The organism is Simonsiella muelleri ATCC 29453, assembly GCF_002951835.1.
GTDB lineage: Bacteria > Pseudomonadota > Gammaproteobacteria > Burkholderiales > Neisseriaceae > Simonsiella > Simonsiella muelleri.
Genome location: NZ_CP019448.1, coordinates 563,543 through 581,552 on the forward strand (window position 1 = coordinate 563,543; position 18,010 = coordinate 581,552).

The window sequence follows — 18,010 nt, forward strand, 5'->3', positions numbered from 1 at the left end:
CATGCTTGAATGCTTGATATTATTTAGATACTTTTTCTTAGTTAAAATTGGGTATACCTAAAACTTGTAAATTCAAATAATTGACATCACAATAACCACTATTACATTTATCCAAATGTTGTAAAAGTAATGCAAAATCTTTCAAGCAGCCTTAATTTTTTTGGAATCATGCCCATGACCCAATCATCAGCGTTTACCATTAAATTAATTTTATTATTTACACTATTATTTACAATATGTTACGGAGGAAGCAGCTTAATCAACACCTTATTTCCACGCGAAACATTTTCGCCAGCCTTAGATTTTGAACAATATTTACCCATTCACGGACAATGGGTGTGGGTTTACTTTTCATTACCTGTCGCGTTAATGGTAACTATTTGGCGATTAGGGTGGTACGAAAAATGGCGATTTTTTGTAGTCTTGTGTGGCGAACTGTTTTCAGGCTGCCTGATTTTTTTATTGTTTCCCATGAAATTATCGTTTCACGCACAAGCAACAGATGCGGTTCGTATCGCGCATATTATTGGCATGACACATAATTATTTGCCATCTTTACACGCAGCGTTCGCGTGGACATTGGCATTGGCATGGCAACACGAAAAATGGACAATGCGACTGCTGGCGTGGATTTACGCATGGGCGGTGGTCATCAGCACGGTAGCCATTCAAGCACATCACATCGCTGATGCGGTTTCAGGCTGCCTGTTAGCTGATGTGTGGTGGCGTGTACTTTCGCGTTACGATTATCAAATTAACATACCCAAATTTCTAACTTCATCAATCATCAAAACACGAAGCACATCACGATAAAACACACAAACAATAATATGTTGAAAAGATTTCAGGCTGCCTGAAATAGCGAACGAGTCATCCACTCACCAAATTCTTAGTAGGTAGATTTCTGCCTGAAAAGAGATTTGATTAATTAACGAATAATTCCACGTTTTGACGATTCAATAAAATCACGTAAAATCTCTAACTCATTGCTTTCTTGTGGCATTTCAGCAATTTTAGTTTTAGCATCATTGAGACTTAAATCTTGCATATAAATGGCTTTATAGGCTTTTTTAACATTGCTGATTTGTTCGGCGGTAAAACCATTGCGACGCATACCTTCGCTATTCAATCCAGCAGGTTCAGCACGATAACCCGATGCCATAAAATAAGGTGGTACGTCTTTGTGTACACCGGCGGCAAATGCAGTCATGGCGTAATTGCCAATGCGGCAAAATTGGAAAATCAACGTATAGCCACCCAACACGACATAATCGCCAATTTCAACGTGTCCTGCCAAACTGGCATTATTGGCAAAAATGGTGTGGTTACCCACTACGCAATCATGCGCCAAATGGCAATACGCCATAATCCAATTATCATCACCCAAACGCGTCTCACCAATGCCCGTTACTGTACCTGTATTGAAAGTGGTAAATTCACGAATGGTATTGCGGTTACCAATAATAAGTTTGGTGGGCTCATCACGGTATTTTTTGTCTTGCGGTTGTGCGCCCAAGCTAGCAAATTGGAAAATTTGGTTGTTATTTCCGATGGTTGTGTGTCCTTCAATCACAACGTGTGGTCCAATTTCTGTGTCTGCGCCAATTTGCACATTTGCACCAATAATGCTGTAAGCACCTACTTTGACGCTGCTGTCTAATTGTGCTTTGGAATCAATGATGGCAGTGGGATGAATGAATGGTTCGGTCATGATGAATTTCCTTCGTCAATATGGTTTCAGGCTGCCTAAAAAAACAATCATGCTTGTACTTTGCGTTTAGCGCACATGATTTCGGCTTCCACTGCCAACTCATCGCCCACAAACGCTTGAGCGGCGAATTTACCGATACCGCGTTTGCTTTGCAGCAATTGAATTTGGAAAGTCAATTGATCGCCTGGAATGACTTGACGTTTGAAACGCGCATTGTCAATACCTGCGAAAAAGTAGATTTCATCGTGGTTACGACCGCCTTCGGTTAAAATCGCCAATGCGCCACAAGCCTGCGCCATCGCTTCAATAATCAATACTCCAGGCATCACGGGAAAATCGGGAAAATGCCCCATGAATTGAGGTTCATTCATGCTGATATTTTTTATTGCAGTCAATGACTTACCGCTTTCAAATGCCATGATTCGGTCAAGTAGCATAAATGGATAGCGGTGTGGGATTAATTTCTGAATGTCTTTTGCTTCAATGGGTAAGGTTACTTGCATGGGTTTATCCAAAATGTATTTAAAGTAAAAAATCAAATTTTACCGTATTTCAGGCAGCCTGAAACGGAAAAAAGCATAGCTGCATCATACAGTATGCTTTCAAAAGGAAATCTCTTTATTATTCAATTATTTTTTTTTCTGCTTGAAATAATGCACGTCTACAAGTAGATAAATTAGCGACTTGACGGTCAAGCACAAGATAAATAAATATATTATCTTGTTTACTGCATGGGCAAAGCAAATGGTATTGCGAAGTCATGCTAATCACAATATCATGAATAAAATCATCATTTTCCAGCAATTCAATCGTGTGTTTTTTAGCACGAATGATTTCACAACCACTTGCGGCGACCACTTCTAAATCAAAATCGGTTTGATTTATTGCCGATGCCATCATCATACCACTTTCATAATCCACAATGGCGGCTGCAATCACGCCTCCCAGTTTGGCGAGCGCGTTCACTATTTCGTTTAACTTCATCTTGAAATTCTTTCTTTAACAACTTTAAGTTTTTATTTAGCATCATTATTTTTGCATTAAGCTAAATATCACGCAAACGATTGATTATAAAATTACATAAGTATAACAAATTATTGCTACGTAAGCGTATTTTAAATTTATTGGTAAATTAAATTTCAACTATATATTAACAAAATAAACTAATATTTCAAATAATTAAATTATTTTTTTTGAACAAAAGATTTTATACCTTGACATCAAAGGCAGCTTATTGCATAATCCACAGCTTAACGAATTTGGAGTAATGGCTGAGAGGCTGAAGGCACACCCCTGCTAAGGGTGCATCTGGGCTATAACCTGGATCGAGGGTTCGAATCCCTCTTACTCCGCCAAATATAAATCCTGAAATCTTTGGTTTCAGGATTTTTTTGCCTCTCATTTACATTTATGTTTTCAGGCTGCCTAAATAAAATAGGCAGACTGAAAATTATTTTTTAATCAATTGGTTCGCAAATCCAATACATCTTGCATATCAAATAAACCCACTTCGCGTTCGCTCAACCACACCGCCGCTCGTACCGCACCCGCCGCAAATGTCATGCGACTGCTGGCTTTATGTGTAATCTCCACGCGCTCGCCATCGGTTGCAAACAACGCTGTGTGATCGCCCACAATGTCTCCAGCGCGAACAGTCGCAAAACCAATCGTATTTGGGTCGCGCGCGCCTGTGTGCCCTTCGCGCCCATACACCGCACATTGTTTCAAATCGCGCCCCAACGCATTGGCAATCACTTCGCCCATTCGCAATGCCGTGCCACTGGGCGCATCAACTTTGTGGCGATGATGTGCTTCTATGATTTCAATATCATAACCTTCGTTCAACACTCGCGCCACCGTGTCCAAAATGTGAAACGTCAAATTCACACCTACACTGTAATTGGCAGAAAAAACAATCGCGTTTTTTTGCGCGGCTGCCTGAATGCGATTTTTACCAGCATCATTGTAACCCGTTGTACCAATAACCATTTTGATACCACGCGATTCACATTCCGCAATCAAAGGCAACGATGCTTCAGGGCGTGTAAAATCAATTACCACGTCGGCATCGGATAAGGCAGCCTGAAAATCCGATGTGATGTTAATCCCTGTTTTGATGCCCACCGCATAGCCAGCATCTAAACCCAGCACGTCTGATTCTGCGTGTTCCAATGCTCCGACCAATGTGGCGTGCGGATTAGCGTGTACCGCTTGCACCAACACTTTGCCCATGCGTCCGTTTACGCCTGCGATGGCGATTTTGGTTGTTTGCGTCATAATCATTTCCTAACCATTTATTTTTGAATAGAATTATGTTTTTTCAAGATTGCTTCGCGAGCGTAATCCAATGCGCTGCCTGAAATGCGTGCAACACGGTCGCCATTAAAATACACGGTCAAATCGCGTTTTTCTTTGATTTTGCCACCATGCGTGATGGCATAATCGTAAACCCATTGATTATCACGAAAAGCTGGACGCAGCAAAGGTTTGCCCAAAGTTAATTCCACTTGTTCGCGAGTCATGCCCGTTTGCAGCGACATGACCGCATCGGCATCTAATGGCATGCCTTGTACCACGGGCATTTTGTAATAAGGTAATTTTTCCACCACGCTGGGGGTACAGGCTGCCAAACTCAAGGCGGCGGCGGTTATCATGAACCAAGTTTTCATGTGAATTTGCCTTTCGTCAAAAAGGTGAATGGACTATACAAACAGGCTAATTAGAAATTTTTACTATTTAGACGTGTGCAAGTGCGTAAAAAATGCGTATTATAGCGACTTTCAACAGTTACGCCTAACGGCTTGTTTTGGCGGATAGAATATACACAAAGGTTTTTTATGAATAATATTACTCAATTAAAAGACAATGGTTTAAAAGTTACCGGCCCGCGTTTAAAGATTTTGGATTTATTTGAAACGCATTCCGAAGAGCATTTAAGTGCTGAAGATGTATACCGCATTTTATTGGAAGATGGCATTGAAATTGGCGTAGCGACCATTTACCGAGTTTTGACGCAATTTGAACAGGCGGGTATTTTGCTACGTCATTATTTTGAAAGCGGAAAAGCGGTTTACGAATTAAACAAAGGCGAACACCATGACCATTTGGTTTGCGTGAAATGTAACACCATTACCGAATTCCACAACCCCGAAATTGAAGCTTTACAAGACAAAATCGCCAAAGAAAACGGTTATCGCGTTGTGGATCATGCTTTGTATATGTATGGTGTGTGTGGTAATTGTCAAAAGAAAGAAAAGCATTGATTTTTCAAATTAAATAAACATATTCAGGCGGCCTGAAACCTTTGCAAAACTTTAGAACCTGTCAAAAGAGCATCGCAAATAAATTTACTAAAGATAGGATTTTGCAAAGGTTTCAGGCTGCCTGAATATTTTTTAGCGATATTTGACGTTTTCCGCCGCATCAATTTGGATTTCACCTTCTAGCAATAATTCTTCAATTAGTTTAGCCACTTGTGCATCATCTAAACGCAAAGATTCACGCAAAATTTGCATCAAAGCATTTTTTTTCTTAGGTTGATTTTTTTTCAGTAAATTCAGTGCATTGATTGATAAATATGCCAATTCAGTTGTTGCCAAATTTTCTGTTTCAGGCTGCTGGCAAGGTTCATCGTGAGGCGCAACCAACAACGGCAAATCTACAGGTTTTTCCAATAATTTAGGTACATTATCCACTACAACAGATTGATTTTTTTGTTCTTTATCTAATAAAATCATTTCGGCTTCAAGATAACGATTCAACAATTTATCCATCAATTTTGCCACTTTTTGACGACTGGATACCACCACAATACCTGCACAAGGATCTTTTTTTAGGATTTTGCGCAATTTTTTGGCTAAATTGTCGGATAATTTCTCATTTTTAGCGGTATGAATCACTTTGACAGCACGATGTTGCTTAGCAAATTGTTGCGCCAATTTTTGACTGCGTTTACGTTTGGTAAACACATAAACCGCACCAGCTTCGGGCGAGATTTGATGCAATTTAGTAGCTGATTTTTCTAAATCAATCAATAAGTAAGACATATTATTCTCCTAAAATGAGACCAGATGAAATTGCTTATTAGGCTGCCTTTTAATTTAATGATGGTCGTTTAAAATAAAAATAAGATAAAGTAATCGCGACCACTGTGTACATCTGACTTAGACAATGCAATCGTATTTTTAATTTTAAACGACTATAAAACAGACAAAAAGCAGCCTAAAAAAATCATTCGTCCAATAATTTTTTCACATCAGCCGCAATTTGTGGACTTTCCGTACCATACGGCACAAATAAAGCAGCTTCTCCTTTTTTATCAATAAGATATGCACCAGATGAATGGTCTACATTATACAAAGTATCCGATTTAACTTCAGTTTTAGCAGAAACGATACGATATTGTTGTTTCACGACTGCGATGTCTGCGCCTTGGTTGGTATCGGTTAACCCGATGAAATTTGGGTTGAATTGTTTGGTGTAGCGTCCGATTAAATCGGGGGTGTCGCGCTCTGGATCCACGCTGACAAACACCACGGCAACATCTTTGCCCTGTTCGCCTAATTGTTTGATGGCTTCGCTGTAAGTAAATAATTCTGTTGGACAAACATCTGGGCAATTGGTAAAACCGAATGACAAAATGACCACTTTACCTTTCAGGCTGCTGAGTGAAAAGGGCTTGCCGTTGCCATCAGTAAGTGTGAAATCGCCGCCGATATCATCTTTGCGAATGTCCACGCTTTTCAGGCTGCCTGAAGAGCTTGCGGATGCAATGGTGTTGCTGGCAGCTGGTGCAGAAGGTGTATTATTTGTTGGAGATTGTGTGGTGGATTCTTGACAGGCTGCTAACAAAATTGCTGTTGCGCCAATCAAAAGTAAACGAATTTGCATGATGATTCCTTAGCGAAATACATAATCAGGTACAACATCATAACGCATAATTGAATTAGGGCAAAGAACAAACGCAAAAAATCCCTTGATATTTATTCAAGGGATTGTATTTTGGCGCGGTGGACGGGGCTCGAACCCGCGACCACTGGCGTGACAGGCCAGTACTCTAACCAACTGAGCTACCACCGCGCATGATTACCTGACTCAATTAAAAATCAAATAACCAAAAAAATGGTGGGTGATGACGGAGTCGAACCGCCGACATTCTGCTTGTAAGGCAGACGCTCTACCAACTGAGCTAATCACCCATCTTACTTTTTTCATCTGCCGCAGCAGCGAAAGACCGTATTAAACCAAATTCTACGATGTCTTGCAAGCGCTTTGGCAAAAAAAAATTTAATTATTTTTTAACTATATATTTTTAAAATAAATTTATTCATATCTTATCACGTGATTGTCGCACAAACGCAATACTACCCAACACCACAGCAAACCACAAAGTTGTCAGGCGAATAAATAGAGTAATCGCTAAAGCGGTATGCGTGTCCACACCATGATACACCAACAAAGAAATCATTGTCGCTTCCGCTCCACCCAATCCCCCAGGCAAAAAACTCAATGCACCCACCAGCATAGAAACAGCATACACAAAAAACGCAAATTGATAATTCACATTCACATCACACCAGTGTAACAACCAATAAAACGCCCACGCTTCCATGCTCCATGCCACCACACTCAAAATCGTAGTTAAACTCAATATTTTGATATTATGACATTTTTTTATTTGTGTAAGAATACCAATGATTTTTTCCAATAATTTGCCAAATACATTCGTTTGACGCTGGGCAATTTGACAGAGTAATTGCGTGATGGGTGGATACATTAAGCCTGCCCAACAAATTAATATTAAAATAATAGAAATTAAAATCGGGATTCTCATGCTGGGGTATGCCAATAATCCAATACACGAAATCAATACAATCGCAATTAAATCCGATAACCGTTCACTGATAAACGCTGCTACAGATACCGATGCAGGTATGCCTTTTTGAGTGAGAAAAATACTGCGTACCATTTCTCCTGCCTTACCTGGTGTAGTGGTCAGCGCAAAACCACTCAAATAAATACGCCAACTCACACCATATGCAATTGAATAACCCAAATAATACAAATAATATTGCCAACGAATAAATCTCAAAAAATAATTCAATAACGACAAAATCAATGCAATCATCAAACCCCACCAACCAATTTGCATCAAAATTTTACTGATGTCGTGCCAGCCTGCATACAACGACAATGCAACATAAATCACCACCGTTATCACAATCGAGATGAACATGGCGTGCCATTGCCACTTTAAACCTTGATTTTTTTTCATGCGACCATACTCAATACAGTGATAACCCACAAAATTGCCGAAATTAATAAATGTTTATCAGATAATAAATCTTGGGCAGTATCCGTACCTTTGGCGTGGCGTTGAGTAAGATACAAATAGCGAAAAATGCCATAAATCACAAATATTAAAGTATAAATCAAATTATTTGTGCCATGTAATACAATAATATGGCTGGAAACCGTGTATAAACCATAACTAATTATTGTACAGGCTGCCGTAATAGATGTGAGTTGCGTTAATAAAATAGGGGTGTACTCGTTTAATACTTTGCGTGAATTTTGTCCAAATGCATCATCAGATTGTGCGGATTGCATCAATTCAGATGTGCGTTTAGAAAAACCCAAAAATAACGTCAACATCATACTGCACAATAATAACCATTCAGATGGTTCAATACCCAATCCTATTGTCCCAGCTAAAATTCGCAACATAAACCCCATGGAAATTACACAAACATCAATTAAAACAACGTGTTTTAATTTAAATGAATAGGCAATATTTATCACAATATACGTCAAAATAATAGCCATCAACCCAAACTGCCCCACCAATAATGATGGCAACAATGCGCCAACCAATAACATCGCACATAACTTTTTCGCCTCCCCCAAACTCACCGCACCACTAGCAATCGGACGCGCACATTTGATTGGGTGTGTACGGTCCGCAGCAACATCAACAATATCATTCAAAATATAAACCGCACTGGCAGCCGCCGAAAACGCACAAAATGCCCAAGCAGCCTGAAAAAATGTGCTCACATTCCATTGATGCGAAAAAATAAATCCAATCAGCACAAACGAATTTTTGATGTATTGATGTGGGCGACACAGTTTAATTAAAGCCGTTCTATTCATATTTTTAATCTAACTTAAGTGAAATGCGTATCTGTTTAACTCGCTTTCTGAAAAAACATCACGCACCAAGCGATAAGCCCGATACAATAGCCACCGCACACGGTTATGTACGAAAAATTTGGCAGAATTTGCACTGACTGTTGAATACAAATAACCACGCTCACCAACTGTCCTCATATCTGCAAAACCTGAAACCCATCATTTACGCCTCATTGCTGGTGTCTACTTCGCTGGTATTGTCCATTAATTCAACCAGCTCAGCTTCTTCATCGCTATTTTCTTCGGCAACGCGCTCAATGCTTACTAGTGTTGTGCCTTCATCCAAATTGATTAAGCGAACGCCTTGTGCTGCGCGACCCGTTTCGCGGACTTGTTCCACTTTGGTGCGGATTAACACGCCGCCGCTCGTAATCAACATCAAATCATCGCTAGGCGACACCAACGCCGCGCCCACCAATTCACCATTGCGTTCGCCTGTATCAATCGCAATAATCCCTTGCCCACCTTTGCCTTTGCGCGAATAATTTTCAATTGGCGTGCGTTTGCCGTAGCCATTTTGCGTTGCCGTCAAAACTTGCAAATCGCTACCCAATTCCGCCACCAACAAACTCACAATACGACCATTTTCAGGCAAACGCATACCGCGCAAACCGCCCGAACCGCGACCACTTGGTCGAATACCTTTATTCGTCAGCAAATTAAATTCGTCGCTATTTTCATCGTCCGAATCATCATTCAGGCTGCCTGAAACGTCTTCGCTTTCATCATCATCGTTGCTCGTTGGATTGTAAAATTCATTGAAACGAATCGCCTTACCCAAATTGCTAAACAACATAATGTCAGACGAACCCGATGTTTTCGCCACGCCCACCAAGCTGTCGCCGTCTTTCAACGCAATCGCCTTAATGCCTTTCACGCTCACATTTTTGAACGCAGAAAGCTGAACTTTTTTCACTACGCCCAACGCCGTCGCGAAGAACACATATTCATCTTCAGGGAAATCACGAACAGGCAAAATCGCACTCACTTTTTCGTTTTCTTCCAACTGAATCACATTGTTAATCGGACGACCGCGCGACTGACGACCACCTTCAGGCAGCCTGTACACCTTAATCCAATGGCAACGCCCCAAATTCGTGAAACACATCAAATAATCGTGCGTGTTCGCCACAAACAGCGTTTCAATAAAATCTTCATCTTTCGTAGCCGCCGCTTGTTTGCCACGACCACCACGTTTTTGCGCTTGATAATCGCTGGTTGGCCGCGTTTTAATGTAGCCACCATGCGTGAGCGTAACCACCATTTCACGTGGCGGAATCAAATCTTCATCAGCAATGTCGCCACCACCAAACGTATTGATTTCGCTGCGTCTTTCATCGCCAAACTGCGTTTGCATCGCCACCAATTCATCGTCAATGATTTGTCGTACGCGCTCGGGTTTAGCCAAAATATCCAACAAATCCACAATAATCGCCATCAATTCTTTGTATTCTTTGATGATTTCGTCTTGGTCAAGCCCCGTCAAATTTCGCAAACTCATGCGCAAAATCGCACGCGCCTGCTCATCAGACAACCAATAACCGTCCGATTGCAAACCACGGTTTTCAGGCAGCCATTCTGGTCGCGCCATCGTCAAATCCAAATCGCTGCGATTTAACATTTCACTGACCAAATCCGATTGCCAAGCACGACTCAACAACGCCTCACGCGCCGAATCCACATCAACCGATTGTTTAATCAGCGCAATCATTTCATCAATATTGGATAGAGCAACCGCTTTGCCTTCTGCGATGTGTCCTTCTGCACGCGCTTTTTTCAAACGATACAACGTCCTGCGTGTAACCACTTCGCGGCGATGGCGTAAAAATTCGCTCAAGATTTGTTTCAAATTCAGCAAACGCGGCTGACCATCCACCAATGCCACCATATTGATGCTGAATGAATCTTGTAACTGTGTGAGTTTATATAATTGATTTAAAATAACTTCTGCATTTTCGTTGCGTTTTAACTCAATCACAATGCGCGTGCCGTCTTTGTCGGATTCATCGCGCAATTCGGCGATGCCTTCCACGGTTTTCTCACGCATCAATTCGCCAATTTTTTCAACGAGTTTGGATTTATTCACTTGATACGGGATTTCGTCCACAATGATGGCTTCGCTATTTTTGCCAATCGGTTCAATGTGCGTTTTGGAACGGATTACGACACGACCGCGCCCCGTTTGATAACCTGCGCGAATGCCAGTTAAGCCGTAAATGGTTGCGCCAGTAGGAAAGTCGGGGGCTTTGATGATGTCAATTAAATCGTTGATGTCGGTTTCGGGTTCGCGCAAAAGTTTCAGGCAGCCTGAAAGCGTATCGCGCAAATTGTGTGGCGGGATACTGGTCGCCATGCCAACCGCAATCCCTTCCGAGCCGTTTACCAGCAGTGCAGGAAAACGCGTTGGCAAAACAAGCGGTTCACGTTCACTGCCATCGTAGTTATCGCCAAAATTAACGGTATCTTCTTCAATATCGGCAAGCATTTCGTGGGCGATTTTCGCCATGCGAATTTCGGTATAACGCATGGCCGCCGCCGCATCGCCATCTACCGAACCGAAGTTGCCTTGACCATCTACCAACATATAACGCATAGAAAACGGTTGCGCCATACGGACAATGGTTTGATAAACCGCGCTGTCGCCGTGTGGGTGATATTTACCAATCACATCGCCGACCACGCGTGCTGATTTTTTATACGCGCTGTTCCAGTTATTTTTTAGCTCGTGCATGGCATACAACACGCGGCGATGCACAGGTTTCAAGCCATCGCGCACATCGGGCAGCGCACGCCCCACAATCACGGACATGGCGTAGTCCAAATAGGACTTTTTCATCTCGTCTTCAAGGCTAACGGCAATGGTTTCTTTGGCAAATTGTTGGTCAATTTCGCTGCTCATGTTGCGGCTTCCGAATAATTAAAAAAACGCACGATTTTACCATAAAAACAAGGTTTCAGGCTGCATTTCAGTACACGAAAGAAAAATCAGTTCATCGACATTTAGAACCTGTATTCATAGCCAACGTGAAATGGATTTTTGTTCCAGTGGTACGACCGTCAGGCGAATTTCATGCTAATAGCGTTCCTATTAGCGTGGAATTCAACGCAGCAGACGTGCTAAATAGGGCAAAAAGACATCGCGCTTGGCTGTGAATACAGGTTCTTATATCATCAAATTGTATAGTCATTTAAAATAAAGGTAGAAGAAGACAACTGCAACCTCCACGTACCTCTGGTAACTAAGGAAACTGATAACGCAACAGTATTTTTGATTTTAAACGACTATATCAGAAACTGCCCCAACTTTTCACACACAGGCATCACGCCATTGGCTACCGTCATGCGCTGATTCACCGCCAATCCCACCACCGCCAAACACGTCCCATTCTCATCAATCAACACAGGATAATCCGCGCGTAAAAATGGCGGAATATGATGTTCTTGCAGCAATTTTTTCACGGATTTATTGCCCGATTTCATTGGCAACACATCGCCTGATTGCGTAGCACGAATTGTTAAATTTTGCGTAAATATATTGGTTGGCAGCCCCATTTTATCTGGCTGAAATGTGATTTCGCAATGCGCTGCGATGTCTTTCAGGCAGCCTGAAAGCGGTTTGTGCCACGCAAACTGGTTTTGCCAATCGCGTGGCAGCGCAAACAACACACCGCCATACGCCACCGCCACGCCTTGCGGTAATGTCCATTCTGCGCGGTCATGATGCAACAAAATGGACTCAAAATTCATCACGCTGACGCGGCGTGGCGTGCCTAATTCAAATTGTTTCGCAAATAAAACAAGCTGTTGCCGTCTTCTGGCTGGACTCAGTTCGCGCCAATGGAAAATGTTAAATTTTTGATTTTGATAAATATGTTGATAGTCAGATTCGGTGATTTCGTTGATTAACGCCAATTCATCTTGCAGGTTGGCGATGGCGGCGATAATGTGTTGGTCGGTGTGAGGCAGGCGTTGGCGAATATTGGGTAATCCATTGTGGCGTAACCAATTTCGTAAAAAAATGGGATTGTCGTTGCTGTCGTCTGTGATGTGGGTGAGTTGATTGTGTTGTGCATATTGTTCTATTTGATGGCGAGAAAAATGCAGTAACGGACGCGCAATTTTCAGGCTGCCTGAAAACTGATTCTCCGCCATCGCCGCCAAACCGCGAATCCCCGAACCACGCAACGCCGCCAAAAAAAATGTCTCTACTTGGTCATCGCGATGATGCGCCAACGCCAACACGTCGCCAGCATATTCACGAAACACCGCGTAACGCGCTGCTCGTGCGGCTGCTTCTACGCCCAATTTTTCAGAGTTTACTTGCACATATTTGATTGTCAATGGAATTTTCCAATTTTCGCAAAAATCCAAGCAAAAATCAGCCCATTTGTCTGCGTTTTGGCTCAAATTGTGATGTACATGAATGGCTGATAAATCAAATACATATTGTGTTCGTGCCATCGCCAGCAAATGCAACAACACTACCGAATCCAATCCACCACTGAATCCGACTATAATACGTTGATTTTGATGTTTTTCTAGCCAATTTTGAATGTTCAGCATCATGCAGGCAGCCTGAAAAATGTTAAAATCATTATTTTATACGGAATTTGCTTTATGTTGCCCAAACGCACGCTATCCATTGCCCCGATGTTGGATTGGACTGACCGCCATTACCGCTATATGGCACGACAAATTACAAAAAATACATGGCTTTACACCGAAATGATAAACGCAGGTGCCATTATTCACGGCGACCCAAACCGATTTTTATTGAAAAATGAATGCGAAAATCCCATCGCACTCCAACTTGGTGGCAGCGATTCTGCCGATTTAGCCAAAGCCGCCGCCAAAGCCGCACAATATGGTTATGATGAAATCAATTTAAATTGTGGCTGTCCCAGTCCGCGTGTGCAAAAAGGAGCGTTTGGTGCGTGTTTGATGAATGAAGTGAATTTGGTTTCAGGCTGCCTGAACGCCATACAAGACGCTGCTCCCAATTGCGACATCACGATTAAACACCGCATTGGTTTGGATAAACAAACGGAATATCAGCCACTTGCAGATTTTGTTGGTGAATTGGCACGAAGCACAAATTGTCGCACGTTTATTGTTCATGCGCGAAATGCGTGGTTAGACGGTTTGTCACCGAAAGAAAATCGCGATGTGCCGCCGCTGCGCTATGATTATGTTTATCAATTAAAACAAGAGTTTGTTGATTTAGAAATCATCATTAACGGCGGAATTACCACTAACGAACAAATTCATCAACATTTACAATATGTTGATGGTGTAATGGTAGGGCGTGAAGCATATCACAATCCGATGCTGATGAAATCTTGGGATGCGCAATTTTATGGCGATACTACGCCTGAAATCACGTATGATGAATTGATAAATCGTTTATACGATTATGCAAAAATTCAATTAGCTGCTAATCGCGGCACAATATTGCGACATATGGCGCGACATTATTTGGGATTGATGCACGGTTTGCATGGGGCGCGAACGTGGCGGCGCATGTTGTCCGATGCTGATTTATTGAAATCAAATCGCGCTGAATTGTTGTTGGAGGCTTTGGCAATGGTACGAGAAGATTCCCATTGATTTTCAATTTGAACAGACGATGTGCCTTAACAAAATAATCCATAAAAATCATTACCTAAAATCTCAAACCTTGATTTTCAGGCAGCATGAAACCATATTGGCTAGCCTAACACATCAATAAAGAAAGCAATTTAAATGAATCAACGAACTCGTTTTATATTTGACCAAATGCCCATTCGTGGTTTGCACGTCCAAGCGCAAGAAGTCTGGCAACATATTGTAGCGCGAAAAAATTATCCTGTTGCCGTTCGCCGTGCTTTGGGGGAATTGTTGGCGGCTGGGGCTTTGTTGTCAAGCAATTTGAAAATTGAGGGCACGCTGATTGTGCAAGTTCAGGGACGGGGTATTTTGAAAATGCTGGTTGTGGAAGCCACTTCCGAACACACACTCCGCGCCACCGCACGTTGGGACGAAACCGCTGCCATCGCTGATGATTCAGATTTGGCGCAATTATTGGGTGATGACGGTGTGTTTGTGCTGACAGTGCAACCAAAAAATAGTGAACCATGGCAAGGTGTTGTACCACTAGAAGGCAGCAGCATTGCTGAGATGTTAATGAATTACATGGCACGTTCCGAGCAATTAGAAACGCGCATCATGTTGGCGGCGGACGACCAGCAAATTGGCGGTTTGTTGTTGCAAAGGCTGCCTGAAGAAACACAAGATGATGATGCATGGCAACATATTTGCACATTAGCCGATACTTTGACCGCTGCTGAATTATTGAATTTAGACGCACAAAACGTGTTGTATCGCTTGTTCCATGAAACACCGCCACGCGTATTTCCAGCAGAAAATTTGGAATTTGCGTGTACTTGTTCGCGTGGTAAGGTAAGTGATATGTTGCTGTTATTGGGTGGAGAAGAAGTGGGGAGTGTGGTAGCACAAGAAGGCAGTATCACGGTGGATTGTGATTTTTGCCATGAGCAATATACATTTGATGAACAAGATGTCCATGCTTTATTTGGTATGGATATTGTCGCTGCGTGCAAGCAGACAAACACAATTATTTAGTGATTATCGTGCTTTAAAAATTGAAAAATGCTACTGTGCTATTTTTACTTTAAACGACCATAAATACAGCCTGAAACCTTTGCAAAACCCAAAAATTAACCTAAATCTCGTCATTCCCGCGAATGCGGGAATCCAATAGCAAAATTTAGATAATTGATTTTATTTGATTGATTAAAAATCTATTTAAGATTAAAAATGGATTACCGCCTACGCGGTAATGACGACGGATAGTTTTGCAAAGGTTTCAGCCTGAAAACCAAAGATTTGGTTTTCAGGCTGCTTTTCATTGTTGAATCAATTAATCAATAAAGATTGGATTATTTGAAGCGATAAGCCACACCTGCACTAACGGTGTTGCCACGCAATTTTAAGTCAGAAGCTGAACCATTGCCTTTTAAGCGACTGCCTTTTAAGCGACTGTGTACATATTCTGCACCCAATTCAACATTATCGGTAACAGCATATTTTGCGCCCATACCTACACCATAACCATTTGCACGAGCGTCATCAAATTTGCTGTTGATGTATTCGGCTTTGGCATATGGCATCAAATCTTTGGTTACGCGATAACCTTGTTGATAGCCAATACTGTACTTATCTTTTTGTGAAATTTTCACGCCATTGGTATCAAATGCATCAGATTTGTTCAAATTAGCTTTGGCTTCCACTGCGCCGACCAAATTGTTACCCATATCAAAGCCCACATCGCCTTTTAATACAGCGTTACGTGTGTTTTCACCAGAGATGCTGTTTTTGATTTTGTATTTGGTGGTTTCAATGTTTGTGCCAACAGATGCGCCAGTGAATGTGTCTGCTGCCATCGCTGCGGCTGGAATTAAAGTACTCAAAATAAACACGGCTAATTGTTTTTTCATGATGTTTCTCCAAGGATTTGTTAAATGTCGCTGTGTTGCGATGAAATGAATTATGCCCAAGTTTTTTTATTTTGGACAGGTGTCAAATGATACTTTAACTCGCTTTTGTGCTTCTTAACCGCTTTAATTATTTTGTAAATAAATTGCATGAGTTGTGCGAAATTTTGTTTATAAGAAATCATTCGGCAACAATTCAATCCATCATGCACCCAAAAACCAAAATTTTGCCAACCAACACACCGCCACTAACCAAACCATGGGTGGTACGTCTTTGCGTCGCCCACAACACAATTTAATCGCTGCATAGCTAATAAATCCTAACGCAATCCCATCTGCAATCGAATAAGTGAATGGCATTCCTGCAATCGTGATAAATGCGGGTGCGGCTTCAGTCATGTCGTGCCAGTCAATTTCAGTTGCCGAGCGCAACATTTGCACGCCAATGTACAACAATGCTGGTGCAGTCGCAAATGCAGGCACGGCCTTTGCCAATGGCGAAAACCACAAACACGCCAGCATCAATACCCCCACCGTTATCGCCGTCAAACCCGTCCGTCCGCCAGCTGCCACACCAGAGGCACTCTCCACATAGGGTGTGGTAGACGATGTTCCCAAAAGTGCACCTGTTACAATGGCTGTACTGTCTGCGAATAAGACTTTTTTCAAGCGTGGTAAATGTCCATTATTGTCCAACAATCCTGCCCGATGCGCCACGCCCACCAGCGTTCCTGTGCTGTCAAACAAATCTACCAAGAAAAACACAAAAATGACCGCAATCATGCTGCCTGAAAATAACCCATTGAAATCCAATTGCATCATAGTTGGCGTAAGAGACGGCACAGCCGATACCACCCCGTCAAATTGTGTTAAACCACACATTGCCGCCAACACGGTAATCAGCAAAATGCTGATAATCATCGCACCGCGTACCCGAAAATAATCCAACGACACCATCATAAAAAAGCCCAATAACGCAAAAATGACAGGTAAATTAGGGGTTTTGATGCCGTCTTTAATTTCGTATAAATTGTTCATTTTCAATAATGTGGCTTCGCTGGCAATAACCACCCCCGAGCCTTTGAGCGCAATTAATGCCAAAAACAAACCAATCCCAGCCGCAATCGCCATTTTTAAACTCATAGGCAATGCATTTACCAGCATTTCACGGATTTTAAAGAAACTAAACAAAATAAAAATCACGCCCGACACAAACACCGCCGCCAACGCAATTTGCCAACTTACGCCCATGCCTTTGACTACACTAAACGTAAAATACGCGTTCAAGCCCATACCAGGGGCGAGCGCAATTGGATAATTTGCCAAGAAACCCATTATGAAACAACCGATTGCAGCAGAAATGCACGTTGCCACAAATACTGCGCCAAAATCCATGCCCGTGATGGACAAAATGGCTGGGTTCACGATAACGATGTAGCACATGGTCAAAAAAGTGGTAAAACCTGCCAAAATTTCCGTGCGGACATTGGTTTGGTTTTCGGATAATTTGAATACGCGTTCTAATATTGAATGAGCCATAATGATGCGATTTAAAGATAATGATAAAAAATGAAATTATATAACCAAATATACATTCAATCATGAAAATATACAT

Annotated in this window: 17 protein-coding genes and 3 tRNA genes; 5 read left to right on the top strand and 15 right to left on the bottom strand. The window is 41.9% G+C overall.

From position 1 onward, the window contains the following. Positions 1 to 174 precede the first annotated feature (174 nt). Positions 175 to 813: a phosphatase PAP2 family protein gene (locus BWP33_RS02780; protein WP_002642862.1), complete on the top strand. Its 639-nt coding sequence runs from the start codon at positions 175 to 177 to the stop codon at positions 811 to 813. A 115-nt stretch (positions 814 to 928) separates the two neighbouring features. Here the strand turns inward: BWP33_RS02780 and lpxA are convergent, their stop codons facing one another. The 3 genes from lpxA to BWP33_RS02795 all read right to left on the bottom strand — a co-directional run bounded on the left by lpxA (position 929) and on the right by BWP33_RS02795 (position 2,695). Then, a complete protein-coding gene (gene lpxA / locus BWP33_RS02785) occupies positions 929 to 1,711 on the bottom strand; it encodes an acyl-ACP--UDP-N-acetylglucosamine O-acyltransferase (protein ID WP_002642861.1) in 783 nt (260 codons plus the stop codon). A 47-nt stretch (positions 1,712 to 1,758) separates the two neighbouring features. Further along, positions 1,759 to 2,214: a 3-hydroxyacyl-ACP dehydratase FabZ gene (gene fabZ / locus BWP33_RS02790; RefSeq protein WP_002642860.1), complete on the bottom strand. Its 456-nt coding sequence runs from the start codon at positions 2,212 to 2,214 to the stop codon at positions 1,759 to 1,761. Positions 2,215 to 2,332: 118 nt separating this feature from the next. Then, positions 2,333 to 2,695 (bottom strand): roadblock/LC7 domain-containing protein, encoded by a 363-nt coding sequence (locus BWP33_RS02795; protein WP_002642859.1) that lies wholly within the window; start codon positions 2,693 to 2,695, stop codon positions 2,333 to 2,335. 277 nt (positions 2,696 to 2,972) lie between these two features. On the opposite strand from BWP33_RS02795, the gene BWP33_RS02800 reads away from it, so the two are divergent. Continuing rightward, positions 2,973 to 3,066: transfer RNA gene (locus tag BWP33_RS02800), tRNA-Ser, on the top strand. 106 nt (positions 3,067 to 3,172) lie between these two features. On the opposite strand, the gene dapB is transcribed toward BWP33_RS02800, so the two are convergent. Beyond that, positions 3,173 to 3,988, bottom strand: coding sequence for a 4-hydroxy-tetrahydrodipicolinate reductase (gene dapB, locus BWP33_RS02805; protein WP_002642858.1), 816 nt, complete (start codon positions 3,986 to 3,988; stop codon positions 3,173 to 3,175). A gap of 17 nt (positions 3,989 to 4,005) precedes the next feature. Further along, positions 4,006 to 4,380, bottom strand: coding sequence for an outer membrane protein assembly factor BamE (locus tag BWP33_RS02810; RefSeq protein WP_002642857.1), 375 nt, complete (start codon positions 4,378 to 4,380; stop codon positions 4,006 to 4,008). A 168-nt stretch (positions 4,381 to 4,548) separates the two neighbouring features. On the opposite strand from BWP33_RS02810, the gene fur reads away from it, so the two are divergent. Next, positions 4,549 to 4,974 (top strand): ferric iron uptake transcriptional regulator, encoded by a 426-nt coding sequence (gene fur, locus BWP33_RS02815; protein WP_002642856.1) that lies wholly within the window; start codon positions 4,549 to 4,551, stop codon positions 4,972 to 4,974. Between the two features lie 132 nt (positions 4,975 to 5,106). Here fur and BWP33_RS02820 read toward each other — a convergent pair whose 3' ends face one another. The 8 genes from BWP33_RS02820 to tilS form a co-directional block, all read right to left on the bottom strand. Beyond that, the gene (locus tag BWP33_RS02820; protein ID WP_002642855.1) at positions 5,107 to 5,757 is read right to left on the bottom strand and encodes a hypothetical protein; all 651 of its coding nucleotides are present in this window, start codon (positions 5,755 to 5,757) and stop codon (positions 5,107 to 5,109) included. Between the two features lie 184 nt (positions 5,758 to 5,941). Then, the gene (locus tag BWP33_RS02825) at positions 5,942 to 6,601 is read right to left on the bottom strand and encodes an SCO family protein (RefSeq protein WP_002642854.1); all 660 of its coding nucleotides are present in this window, start codon (positions 6,599 to 6,601) and stop codon (positions 5,942 to 5,944) included. Positions 6,602 to 6,713: 112 nt separating this feature from the next. Beyond that, a tRNA-Asp gene (locus BWP33_RS02830) sits at positions 6,714 to 6,790 on the bottom strand. A gap of 43 nt (positions 6,791 to 6,833) precedes the next feature. Beyond that, positions 6,834 to 6,909: transfer RNA gene (locus BWP33_RS02835), tRNA-Val, on the bottom strand. Between the two features lie 128 nt (positions 6,910 to 7,037). Next, a complete protein-coding gene (locus BWP33_RS02840; protein WP_002642853.1) occupies positions 7,038 to 7,985 on the bottom strand; it encodes a lysylphosphatidylglycerol synthase transmembrane domain-containing protein in 948 nt (315 codons plus the stop codon). Further along, on the bottom strand, positions 7,982 to 8,863 hold the full coding sequence (locus tag BWP33_RS02845) for a decaprenyl-phosphate phosphoribosyltransferase (protein WP_002642852.1): 882 nt from the start codon (positions 8,861 to 8,863) through the stop codon (positions 7,982 to 7,984). The genes BWP33_RS02840 and BWP33_RS02845 overlap by 4 nt, the downstream gene beginning before the upstream one ends. A 202-nt stretch (positions 8,864 to 9,065) precedes the next feature. Next, positions 9,066 to 11,801, bottom strand: coding sequence for a DNA gyrase subunit A (gene gyrA, locus BWP33_RS02850; RefSeq protein WP_002642851.1), 2,736 nt, complete (start codon positions 11,799 to 11,801; stop codon positions 9,066 to 9,068). Between the two features lie 383 nt (positions 11,802 to 12,184). After that, positions 12,185 to 13,468 (bottom strand): tRNA lysidine(34) synthetase TilS, encoded by a 1,284-nt coding sequence (tilS, locus tag BWP33_RS02855; RefSeq protein WP_002642850.1) that lies wholly within the window; start codon positions 13,466 to 13,468, stop codon positions 12,185 to 12,187. A 51-nt stretch (positions 13,469 to 13,519) separates the two neighbouring features. On the opposite strand from tilS, the gene dusA reads away from it, so the two are divergent. Beyond that, positions 13,520 to 14,509 carry a tRNA dihydrouridine(20/20a) synthase DusA gene (dusA, locus tag BWP33_RS02860; RefSeq protein WP_002642849.1) on the top strand — a complete coding sequence of 330 codons (990 nt, stop codon included), beginning with the start codon at positions 13,520 to 13,522 and terminating at the stop codon, positions 14,507 to 14,509. A 135-nt stretch (positions 14,510 to 14,644) separates the two neighbouring features. Then, on the top strand, positions 14,645 to 15,523 hold the full coding sequence (hslO, locus tag BWP33_RS02865; protein ID WP_002642848.1) for an Hsp33 family molecular chaperone HslO: 879 nt from the start codon (positions 14,645 to 14,647) through the stop codon (positions 15,521 to 15,523). A 317-nt stretch (positions 15,524 to 15,840) separates the two neighbouring features. Here the strand turns inward: hslO and BWP33_RS02870 are convergent, their stop codons facing one another. After that, positions 15,841 to 16,398: an outer membrane protein gene (locus BWP33_RS02870; RefSeq protein ID WP_002642847.1), complete on the bottom strand. Its 558-nt coding sequence runs from the start codon at positions 16,396 to 16,398 to the stop codon at positions 15,841 to 15,843. 201 nt (positions 16,399 to 16,599) lie between these two features. Further along, positions 16,600 to 17,934, bottom strand: coding sequence for an NCS2 family permease (locus BWP33_RS02875; protein ID WP_002642846.1), 1,335 nt, complete (start codon positions 17,932 to 17,934; stop codon positions 16,600 to 16,602). Positions 17,935 to 18,010 lie beyond the last annotated feature (76 nt).

Excerpts from the sequence above, each read along its gene's own strand:
- BWP33_RS02780 (WP_002642862.1), top strand. The coding sequence starts at position 175 with ATGACCCAATCATCAGCGTTTACCATTAAATTAATTTTATTATTTACA.
- lpxA (WP_002642861.1), bottom strand. The coding sequence starts at position 1,711 with ATGACCGAACCATTCATTCATCCCACTGCCATCATTGATTCCAAAGCA.
- fabZ (WP_002642860.1), bottom strand. The coding sequence starts at position 2,214 with ATGCAAGTAACCTTACCCATTGAAGCAAAAGACATTCAGAAATTAATC.
- BWP33_RS02795 (WP_002642859.1), bottom strand. The coding sequence starts at position 2,695 with ATGAAGTTAAACGAAATAGTGAACGCGCTCGCCAAACTGGGAGGCGTG.
- dapB (WP_002642858.1), bottom strand. The coding sequence starts at position 3,988 with ATGACGCAAACAACCAAAATCGCCATCGCAGGCGTAAACGGACGCATG.
- BWP33_RS02810 (WP_002642857.1), bottom strand. The coding sequence starts at position 4,380 with ATGAAAACTTGGTTCATGATAACCGCCGCCGCCTTGAGTTTGGCAGCC.
- fur (WP_002642856.1), top strand. The coding sequence starts at position 4,549 with ATGAATAATATTACTCAATTAAAAGACAATGGTTTAAAAGTTACCGGC.
- BWP33_RS02820 (WP_002642855.1), bottom strand. The coding sequence starts at position 5,757 with ATGTCTTACTTATTGATTGATTTAGAAAAATCAGCTACTAAATTGCAT.
- BWP33_RS02825 (WP_002642854.1), bottom strand. The coding sequence starts at position 6,601 with ATGCAAATTCGTTTACTTTTGATTGGCGCAACAGCAATTTTGTTAGCA.
- BWP33_RS02840 (WP_002642853.1), bottom strand. The coding sequence starts at position 7,985 with ATGAAAAAAAATCAAGGTTTAAAGTGGCAATGGCACGCCATGTTCATC.
- BWP33_RS02845 (WP_002642852.1), bottom strand. The coding sequence starts at position 8,863 with ATGAATAGAACGGCTTTAATTAAACTGTGTCGCCCACATCAATACATC.
- gyrA (WP_002642851.1), bottom strand. The coding sequence starts at position 11,801 with ATGAGCAGCGAAATTGACCAACAATTTGCCAAAGAAACCATTGCCGTT.
- tilS (WP_002642850.1), bottom strand. The coding sequence starts at position 13,468 with ATGATGCTGAACATTCAAAATTGGCTAGAAAAACATCAAAATCAACGT.
- dusA (WP_002642849.1), top strand. The coding sequence starts at position 13,520 with ATGTTGCCCAAACGCACGCTATCCATTGCCCCGATGTTGGATTGGACT.
- hslO (WP_002642848.1), top strand. The coding sequence starts at position 14,645 with ATGAATCAACGAACTCGTTTTATATTTGACCAAATGCCCATTCGTGGT.
- BWP33_RS02870 (WP_002642847.1), bottom strand. The coding sequence starts at position 16,398 with ATGAAAAAACAATTAGCCGTGTTTATTTTGAGTACTTTAATTCCAGCC.
- BWP33_RS02875 (WP_002642846.1), bottom strand. The coding sequence starts at position 17,934 with ATGGCTCATTCAATATTAGAACGCGTATTCAAATTATCCGAAAACCAA.